The sequence below is a fragment of the Caballeronia sp. LZ034LL genome, from assembly GCF_031451215.1.
In the GTDB taxonomy this organism is placed as follows: Bacteria; Pseudomonadota; Gammaproteobacteria; order Burkholderiales; family Burkholderiaceae; genus Caballeronia.
Genome location: NZ_JARUXR010000004.1, coordinates 1,344,380 through 1,353,766 on the forward strand (window position 1 = coordinate 1,344,380; position 9,387 = coordinate 1,353,766).

At 65.3% G+C, this 9,387-nt stretch carries 8 protein-coding genes; 1 reads left to right on the forward strand and 7 read right to left on the reverse strand.

Annotation, left to right across the window (positions count from 1 at the left end; translation table 11 throughout):
* Positions 1 to 102: 102 nt before the first annotated feature.
* From QCE83_RS33585 to QCE83_RS33615, 7 genes are all read right to left on the reverse strand, one after another.
* Positions 103 to 2,022: a response regulator gene (locus QCE83_RS33585; protein ID WP_309821051.1), complete on the reverse strand. Its 1,920-nt coding sequence runs from the start codon at positions 2,020 to 2,022 to the stop codon at positions 103 to 105.
* Entirely contained in the window at positions 2,019 to 3,761 is a 1,743-nt protein-coding gene (locus QCE83_RS33590) for an ATP-binding protein (protein ID WP_309821052.1), read from the reverse strand. Before QCE83_RS33590 ends, QCE83_RS33585 begins: the two co-directional genes overlap by 4 nt.
* Before the next feature lie 2 nt (positions 3,762 to 3,763).
* Entirely contained in the window at positions 3,764 to 4,828 is a 1,065-nt protein-coding gene (locus tag QCE83_RS33595; protein WP_309821053.1) for an ATP-binding protein/SpoIIE family protein phosphatase, read from the reverse strand.
* Complete coding sequence (locus QCE83_RS33600; protein ID WP_309821054.1) at positions 4,813 to 5,253, reverse strand: anti-sigma regulatory factor; 441 nt, start codon at positions 5,251 to 5,253, stop codon at positions 4,813 to 4,815. The genes QCE83_RS33595 and QCE83_RS33600 overlap by 16 nt, the downstream gene beginning before the upstream one ends.
* Before the next feature lie 21 nt (positions 5,254 to 5,274).
* Positions 5,275 to 5,634 (reverse strand): STAS domain-containing protein, encoded by a 360-nt coding sequence (locus tag QCE83_RS33605; protein ID WP_309821055.1) that lies wholly within the window; start codon positions 5,632 to 5,634, stop codon positions 5,275 to 5,277.
* A gap of 61 nt (positions 5,635 to 5,695) precedes the next feature.
* Positions 5,696 to 6,610 carry an STAS domain-containing protein gene (locus QCE83_RS33610; RefSeq protein ID WP_309821056.1) on the reverse strand — a complete coding sequence of 305 codons (915 nt, stop codon included), beginning with the start codon at positions 6,608 to 6,610 and terminating at the stop codon, positions 5,696 to 5,698.
* A gap of 281 nt (positions 6,611 to 6,891) precedes the next feature.
* A complete protein-coding gene (locus QCE83_RS33615; RefSeq protein ID WP_309821057.1) occupies positions 6,892 to 7,239 on the reverse strand; it encodes a response regulator in 348 nt (115 codons plus the stop codon).
* A 236-nt stretch (positions 7,240 to 7,475) separates the two neighbouring features.
* Between QCE83_RS33615 and QCE83_RS33620 the strand changes: the two genes are divergently transcribed.
* Positions 7,476 to 8,852, forward strand: coding sequence for a nucleobase:cation symporter-2 family protein (locus tag QCE83_RS33620; RefSeq protein ID WP_309821058.1), 1,377 nt, complete (start codon positions 7,476 to 7,478; stop codon positions 8,850 to 8,852).
* Positions 8,853 to 9,387 lie beyond the last annotated feature (535 nt).

Below are 9,387 nucleotides of genomic sequence, written 5' to 3' on the forward strand. Positions count from 1 at the left end.
TGTGATCACATCCCGCGATGATGAGAGTGTCGGACTGATACGCCTTGCGCGTCAACCATCGATTGCTAGGTGAAAACGCGGACGGGGAAGTCCGCGTTCGGCTTACTCGAACCGGGCCTGTACCGCGCGCTGGATTTCCGCGAACGCCACCGGCTTCACGAAGTGATGATCGAAGCCCGCGTCCTTCGAGCGTTGCCGGTCGTGCGCCTGACCGTAGCCCGTCACGGCGATGAGCAGCGCGTCCGCAGTCGCCGGGCGCGCGCGCATTTCGGCGGCGAGCTGATAGCCGTCCATGCCGGGCAGACCGATGTCGAGCAGCACGATCTGCGGCTCGAACGCGTCCGACAACGTGAGCGCCGCGTGAGCATCATGTGCCGTGCGCACGTCGTAGCCGTCCGCTTCGAGCAGCAGCGACATGGCGGTGGCTGCGTCCACGCTGTCGTCGACGAGCAGCACGCGCCTGCCGCCGCTCGCGCTCGCAGGGATGGCGCTGACGTCACGCGGAACCATCTCGACGTCCTTCGCCAGCGGCAACCACACGACGAACTCGCTGCCTTGCTGCGGCCCGGCCGAGAACGCCTCGATGCGTCCGCCCTGCAATTCGACGAGCGTCCGCGCGAGCGGCAAGCCGATGCCCAGTCCGCCTTCCGAGCGTTCGAGCGACGTCTCCGACTGCACGAACAGATCGAAGATATGCGGCAGCATGTCGGCGGCAATGCCGATGCCCTTGTCGCGCACGGCAATGCGCACCTCGTCGCCGAACTGCTCGGATTCGACGGCGATCTCGCCTTCCTCGAGGCTGTACTTCGATGCGTTCGACAGCAGGTTGCCGAACACCTGTGCGAGCCGCACGTTGTCGCCGGTAATGTAGAGCGGCGTCTCGGGCCATGCGACGTGCAACATATGGCGCTTGCGTTCGAGCGCGGGCTGCACGGTTTCTATGGCCGCCGCGATCGCCGCAGAGAGATCCACCGTCTCCTGGCGCAGCGTGATCTTGCCCTGCGTGATGCGCGCGACGTCGAGCAGATCGTCGACGAGACGGCTCAGATGCCGCACCTGCCGGTCGATGATCGCCCGCACCGTCGAGAAGTGCTGCGCGGACGGCGCGCGGTCCGGATCGAGCAGGTCGACGGCGTTGCGGATGGGCGCGAGCGGGTTGCGCAACTCGTGCGCGAGCATTGCCAGAAACTCGTCCTTGCGGCGGTCGGCCTCACGCAACAGCAGTTCGGCGGCCTTGCGCTCCGAGATGTCGTTGACGATGCCCGCAATCCGGTACGGCCGCGCCGGATGCCCCGCCGCGCCCGGCACCTGGAACGCACGCTCGGCGACCCAGCGCGGCCCGCCGTTCGCGCGCATGATGCGGTACTCCACTTCGTACGGCGTGCCGTTCGCGAGCAGTTGACGATACGCCGCGGCCACGTGATCGCGGTCGAGCGGCAGGATGTCGCCGGACCAGTGATCCGGGCCGGGCGCAGGCGCGGGCGCGCCGCAGCCGGTGTCGAACAGATGCCCGTACGCAGGGCTCACATAGAGCAGCGCGCCGGACGCGGGATCGAGCATCCAGAAGACATCGTCGATATTTTCGGCCAGCTGGCGAAAGCGCTCTTCGCTCTCGCGCAGCGCATTCTCCGCAAGCCGCGCGCGCAGCAGCGCGCGCACGTGCGCAATCAGTTCGGCGGGCTCGACCGGCTCGGTCAGATAACTGTCCGCGCCGCCTTCGAGACCGCGAATCCGGTCGAGGCTGTGCACGGCCGCCGCCGAGGTCTGCAGCACCAGCGTGCTCGCCGTCTCCGGCGCTGCCTTGATCTGCCGGCACACTTCGAGCCCATTGATATCGGGCAGCTTCACGTCGAGCAGCACGAGATCCGGCGCTTCGGCACGCACGCGCTCCAGCGCGCCGTTGCCGGTGGCTGCTTCGATCACGTTGAAACCCGCGCGCGACAGGATGCGTGTCTTCGCATAGCGCGCGCCGTCGTTGTCGTCGACGTTGAGGATCAGCACATCGTTCCAGTCGCTTCTCATATGGCCTGGCTCCCGTCGCGGTGCCAGCGCGTCACGGCATTCAACGCGTCCGGCAAGCCGCTGCCGCCGACCGGTTCTTCAACAAAGGCCGCAGCGCCGAGCGCCTGCGCCTCGCCGCGATCATCCGCCTGTCCGAGCACGACGATCGGGATATCGCGGGTCGCCGCCTGCGCGCGCAGCGCCGCCAGCCAGATCCAGGCCTCGGCCGGCGCCGGACGCGCCGCAAGCAACAGCGCGGCGGGCTGGGTCCGGGCCAGCAGCCGGCCGGCTTCATCGAGCGTGGCGGCTGTCATCGTCCGGTATGGCGACGCACGCAGCGCCGCCTCGCAGTCGAGCCGCTCGACCGGGCTGCTCGCGACGATCAGCACGGCCGGCCGCGTATCGCCGGCGGCGGAATGGGCAACGCCGACGTCCGCGCCATAGTGCGCGGGAATCGTCGCGCTGAAGACGGAGCCGCGCCCCGCTTCGCTCGTCAGCGACACATCGCCGCCGAGCAGCTTGCACAGCTTGCGGCACAGCGGCAGACCGAGGCCGGTGCCCTTCACATACTGCTGCAGCCGGTTCTCGACCTGGCCGAACTCCTCGAAAACCACCTGCTGATGCTCCGGCGCAATGCCGATGCCCGTATCGCTGACGGAGAAGGTGATCAGCCGGCGCGCCTCGTCGTAGCTCGCGGCCACCCGCACCTCGCCGCGTTCCGTGAACTTGAGCGCGTTCGACACGAAATTGCGCAGCACCTGTGCGACCTTGGCTTCGTCGGTGTGAATGGGCGGCAGGCCGTCGCAGGCCTCGAAGATCAGCTCCACCGCACCGCCGGGCGACAGCGGCCGCAGCATGCCGCGCAGCGCCGAGAAGAGCACGTCGACTTCGAAATCTACCGGACGCACTTCGATCTTGCCGGCTTCGATCTTCGCGAGATCGAGCAGGTCGTCCACCGTTTCCGAGAGATCCTCCGCCGCCTTCCGAATGAAGCGCACCTGCTTTTCCTGTTCGCCCGTCAGATCGCCGTCGATGCGCTCCAGCAGCAGCTTCGACAGCGCCCGGATGGACGACAGCGGCGTGCGGAACTCGTGGCTCATGTTGGACAGGAAGCGCGACTTCGATTCGTCGGCGCGGCGCAGATGATCGGCGCGGGCATCGAGTTCCGCATAGAGCGCGACCACGCCGCGATTGGTGTCCTCAAGTTCGCGTGTCAGACGCGTCAGCTCTTCCTGCCGCTCGCGCAGGTCGGCGAGCGCGGCGATCAGTTCGCGGTTCTGGCGCTGCAGTTCGTCGATGGTGTTCTCGCCCGACTGACGCGCAAGCGTGTGCGCGACGCGTTGCAACGTCGCGTCGTCGACGTGCACGGACTCGGGCAGCGCCTTCGCGAGCGTGACCGACGTGCCGCCATCTGCTGCATCGGCGATCGTGCATTCGTCCATCAGGCGTTGCGCCGCCAGCAAGCCCAGCGTGGCCTGCGAATCGTCCTGGTTCATGGCGCGCAGACGCTCGGCCGCGCCCGCGCCGCACTGGAAGCGCACAACCAGACGCGGCGGACGCGCGGCGGCGTCGATGAAGAAATCCGCACGCGGCGCGTGGCCCGCGAGCATCACGGTACGCGCCACTTCCAGCACCGAGGTCGCGATGCGCGTCTGTTCGCGCGGCGTGAAGCCGAGTGCGGCGCTCGCCTCGCGGGCTTTCACGCGGGCCGCGACGACGTCGTGTTCGCCTTCCAGCGGCATCGCATAGAGCGGCCGCATGCTTACGCGCCTCCCGTCGCGCGGGCGACAAAGACGGTGATATCGTCGCGGCCACGCGCGAAATCGCGATACAGCAGCGCCGCGACGAGCGCCGGATGGCGCAGCGCGATGCCCGGATAGCGCGCCAGGTCCCAGCGCGTGGCGAGCCCGTCCGAATGCAGCACGACGAGCGCGTTCGGCGGATAAGGCACGTCGAAGATCTGCGCGCGCCGCGACCCATGCCCGACGATGCCGCTATGCGACACCAGATGGCGGTGCGACGCCTCCGCCCACACGCTCGCCGAAATATTGCCGATGCCCGCGAACGTGACCGGCATGCCGGCCTTCGCCGCGGACGCCGGCATGCGCGCGATCCCGACCGCCGCGCCGCGCGTGGCGCGCAGCGCGTCGTTGGCGAGGTCCATGATGCGGTCGAGCGGTTGTTCGCCCTGCGTGCCGAGCACCTTGGCCGCCTCGACCGCCGCGACGTTCGCGAGCGGCCCGTGGCCGAGACCGTCGGCGACCATCACGGTGAATTCACCGTCGTGCGCGTGGCAGGACCAGGCATCGCCGGATACGGTTTCTGTTTGCAGCGGCAGATTAACGACGCCGTAACTTAGCTGCGCGGCGGGCGTGCCCGACGGAGCCGGTGAATTCCAGAACACGGTGCGCAGCAGCGTGCCCTGGCCCGGCGCACTCCAGATGTCGAGCTCATGGGAGAGACGTTTGATCGCGCCCATGCCGGTGCCGGGGCTGCCGGCCGTGGTGTAGCCGTCCTGGAAGCAGCGGTAGAGATCCTGGATGCCCGGACCGCCGTCGATGCACAGCACCTCGATGCCATGGCGCGGCGCCGCAATCGCGCCGCGGTCGGCGAGCGGCCGCACCAGCAATTCGCCGCGCTGGGCGTGCTTGAGCAGGTTCGTGCCGCATTCCGTGACGACGATAGCCAGTTCACCCGCAGTCGTTTCGTTAAAGCCGAGACCGCGCGCAAGTTCGCCGATCGAGCGCCGTGCATAGGCGATCTGGGTGGCCTCGGCGATCTCGTAGCGCTGCTGCGCGGCCATCGATTCCTTCAAAAGGGTTTCCATTTGGTGATCGAAATGTGCGTGCCCTCGCCCGGCGTCGAGCGGATTTCGAACTCGTCGCACAGGCGCTTCGCGCCGCCGAGACCAAGGCCCAGACCGCCGCCCGACGTAAAGCCGTCCGAAAGCGCACGCTCGATGTCCGGAATGCCGGGACCGTTGTCGACGAACTCGAGCTTGAGTCCGCGGCGGCCATTGCGCTCGACGACATAGCAATGCGCGTCGCCGCCGCCCCCGTAGATCAGCGTATTGCGTGCCAGCTCGCTGGCCGCCGTCACGAACTTGGTCTGATCGATGAGCGACAGGCCTTGCGCAACCGCTTTCTGCCGCAGGAATTGCCGCAGACGGACGATCTGCTCGTCATTGCGGATCGGCAGCGTTTCAGGCGGCGACGATGAAGCCGGCGCGGCAGTGGAATGGAAGGTGGTCATGGAATCGTTCGCAAGCCGCCGTCAGAACGGGCTGCTGCCGGTCAGCAAGGCCATGCCCTTCTCCACGTTGAGCGCCGTGCGCACGCCGGACAGCGTGAGCCCGAGCTCGACCAGCGTGATCGCGACGGAGGGCTGCATGCCCACCACGACGGTGTCGGCATCGAGCACGCGCGCCATCGCGGCGGTATTGCCGATCATGCGGCCGATGAAGGAATCGACCACGTCCAGTGAAGAAATGTCGATCAGCACGCCCTTGGCGCCGTCCTTCACGATGCGGCTTGTCAGGTCGTCCTGCAGCGTGAGCGCGAGCCGGTCGTGCATGTCCACCTGGATGGTGACGAGCAGGAGCTTGCCCATCGTGAGAATCGGAATGCGTTCCATCGCTTCGGTCCCGTTCAGTCGCTTGACGTGTCGTGTGTGCTGAGAATCGCGTTGAGACGCGTCATTCCGGCTGCAGCGAATCGTGTGCATCGCCGGCGCGCGCGCCGCGTGCGCCGTCCGGCGCGCCGGCCGCCACGGACTTGCCGGTGCGCTGGAGCGCGACCACGAACGCCGCCGCGAGCGTGGCCTTGGTCGTGACGTTCGAGAGGTTCACGCCGAGATGCACGATGGTCTGCGCGATTTGCGGGCGAATGCCGCTGATGATGCAGTCCGCCCCCATCAGGCGCGCGGCCGCGACGGTCTTGAGCAGATGCTGCGCGACGAGCGTATCGACGGTGGGCACGCCGGTGATGTCGATGATCGAGATGGCCGCGCCGGTCTCGACGATCTTCTGCAGCAGGTTTTCCATCACGACCTGCGTGCGTGCGGAGTCGAGCGTGCCGATCAGCGGCAGCGCGAGAATGCCGTCCCAAAGTTGCACGACAGGCGTGGACAGTTCGAGCAGTTCCTGCTGCTGGCGGACGATCACTTGCTCACGGCTCGCCTGGAACACTTCGGTGGTGTACAGGCCGAGTTCGTCGAACAGCGTGCTGATCATCCAGGTGAGATCGGCTAGCGTGGCGGCGTCGTTGCCGAGCGATTCGCGCAGGCGCACGAAGAGCGGCTGCTTGAGCGAGAACACGAACATCGCGGTTTCGACCGGCGTGAAACCCTGGCGCGCGCGCTGCGCCGACATGTCCGCGAGGAACGCGCGGACTTCCTGCCAGGCGGGCGCCTTGAAATCGACGCGCTCGGCGGTGCCGAGTGCGTCCGTCAGCAGGGCGACGAATTGCGAGAACTGATTGCGCAATTCCGCTTCGCCGACCAGTCCGCGCCGCGATGCGATCGCGTGTTGCTGCGCGAACCACTCCGCGAACAGCGCTTCCTGGTTGTTGTTGAACAGTTGGGCAAGCCGCATTCCGCCGACCATTTCCATGCCGAGATCCTTGTGCGTGTTGGTTCGTTTGGGCGACGTGGCCCGCTATCGTTATCGGTATTGCACTGCCGCACGCGCCGCGAGACGGGTGGAAGCAACGCAAAGGCGCTCGGAATGTAGCACGCCATCCTGAAAATCGACAGTCCGGAAAGCCTTTATGGGTAAGGGATTCGCGGATTTTCCGGGTGGCGGTGGATACGCATGGCGGGAATCGGCAAAAGCTTCCGGGCGTTCGTCAAGGCGTGGACAAAAAGCGGTCAAATATCCAGACACCGAAAGGATCAATCGGACAGCAGGAAGAGTTCGAGGGCGGGCAGGCTGATCGGTTTGAGGAGGAAACCGTCGAAATCGGTGACGCCGCTGCCTTCGATGACGTCGGTATGGCCGGTCATGGCGATGATGCGTGCGTCGCTGCTGGGGCCGGCGGCGCGAATGGCGCTGCAGATTTCTCGTCCGTCGGCGTCGGGGAGGGAGATGTCGAGGAAGATGCGGTCGAAGCGTTCGCGAGAGGCGAGCGCGAGACCGGCGGCGCCGTCATGCGCGACGGCCGCGGTATGGCCCAGCCCGCTTGCGATATCGACGAGGGTCTCGATGCAAGCGCGGTTGTCGTCGACGAAGAGCAGGTTCATCGTGACTGGCTCCGTTTCTGCGGATGAAACGCGTGCGCCTCGGGCGGCGTGGAGCACAGTGTAGTGCATCGTGCCGGGCGCACGCGACTTCACGGCGGCGGCGCGCGAGGCTTTGTCCGCGATGCGCTGGCAACGTTCGCATCCGCAATGCCGTGTATAGCGGCGCGATTATTTTTCCGGGCGGGGTGCGGTGCAATACTCGGGCGCACTATCCCTCCGATCCCGCTGGAGCGCACATGGCCCACACTCCTCATCCCGTCGACGAAGTGCTGCCCTTCGGCCAGATGCTCGCGGTGGGCATCCAGCATGTGCTGGTGATGTACGCGGGCGCGATTGCGGTGCCGCTCATCATTGGCGCGGCTTTGAAGCTGCCGAAGGAACAGGTGGCGTTTCTCATCAGTTCGGACTTGTTTGCTTGCGGCATCGTTACGCTGGTGCAGTGTCTGGGCGTGTGGAAGTTCGGCATTCGCTTGCCGGTCATCATGGGGGTGAGCTTCGCGCCGGTCGGGCCGATGGTTGCCATGGCGTCTTCCGGCGCGGGCATTACGGCGATCTTCGGCGCGACCATTGCGGCGGGCGTATTCGCCATATTGATTGCGCCGTTTTTTGGCCGCTTGATGCGCTTCTTTCCGCCGATCGTCACCGGCACGATCATCCTTACCATTGGCATTACGTTGTTTCCGGTGGCGATCAACTGGGCCGGCGGCGGACGTGGGGCGGCGAACTTCGGCGAGCCGCGCAACTTGCTGGTCGCGGTGATCGTGCTGCTGGCGATCTTGCTGATCAACAAGTACTTGAAAGGTTTCATCGCCAACATCTCGGTGCTGCTTGGGATGGCGATTGGCTTCGTGCTGGCCTTGCCGTTTGGATTCGTCGATTTCTCGGGTATTGGTCAGGCGGCGTGGTTCGCGCCGGTGCGGCCGTTTGCGTTCGGCATGCCGAGTTTCGATCTGGCGGCTATTGCGTCGTTGTGTCTGGTGATGGTCGTCATCATGGTGGAGTCGCTCGGGATGTTCCTCGCGTTGGGGGATCTGACGATGCGGCCGGTATCGCGGAATGACGCCACGCGGGGGTTGCGTACTGATGGGCTTGGGACCGTGATTGGCGGTGTGTTCAATACGTTTCCGCATTCGTCGTTTTCGCAGAATATCGGGCTGGTGGGGATCACTGGCGTGAAGAGCCGCTGGGTGGTTGCGGTTTCGGGGGCCATTTTGATTCTGCTCGGGTTGCTGCCCAAGTTGTCCAATCTGATTGCTTCGATTCCTGTCGTTGTGTTGGGGGGCGCCGGGGTCGCCATGTTCGGGATGGTCGCGGCTACAGGGGTCAAGATCCTTGCCAAGGTGGATTTCGAGAGCAAGAACAATCTGCTCATTATTGCTATCAGTCTTGGGGTGGGGGTTATTCCGCTTGTCGCGCCTTCGTTTTTTGCTCATATGCCCACGTGGGCAGGCCCGCTTACGCATAGCGGGATTACGCTTGCCGCTGTGTTCGCTATCTTGCTTAATGCATTGTTTAATCGCGGGCGCGATGGGGTGGAGGTGGGGGAAGCTATCGCTGCGGAGATTCCCTTAAGTCTCGGGAAGGGAAGTCAGGATGCTGTGTCGCGGGAGTGAAAGGGTTTTGTTGCTGGCGCTCGTTGTTGTTCGCTTGCGCTTCGATGGACTTCCTGTATCCGCGTCGGTCTATTAGCACTGCCCCTCCCCGGGGCGGGGGTAACTTTCTTTGCCGCTGCAAAGAAAGTCACCAAAGAAAGCAGCTTTTTTCCCGCCCAGCGTCACCTAACGGCACGACACAGAACCACGTTCCTGGCCCTGCAGTAGAGAGTGCCCTCATAGGCCCCACCGGGCTTGGATCGCGGACCCACTGAGACAAACTGCCGTCTAGCGAACTGGTGCAGCTATTGAAAGCGCCGGCCCAGCGCTACGCGCTGCCGAAGGGTATGCAAGGGAAACCGGTGGGGGACGAGAGCAATGAGATGGATGCGTTAGCAACGGAGCACGGGCAGACCCGATTAACCGGACGGCGGCGCGTAGCGCAGCGCCGGAGCTTTGAGCAACCGTCTTGCAAGTCAAGCGATATGAAAGCACGGATTCCAGTTCACGCCATGTTTGGCGATCGCGTTAATGATAGTAAGCAGCTTGCGCATGG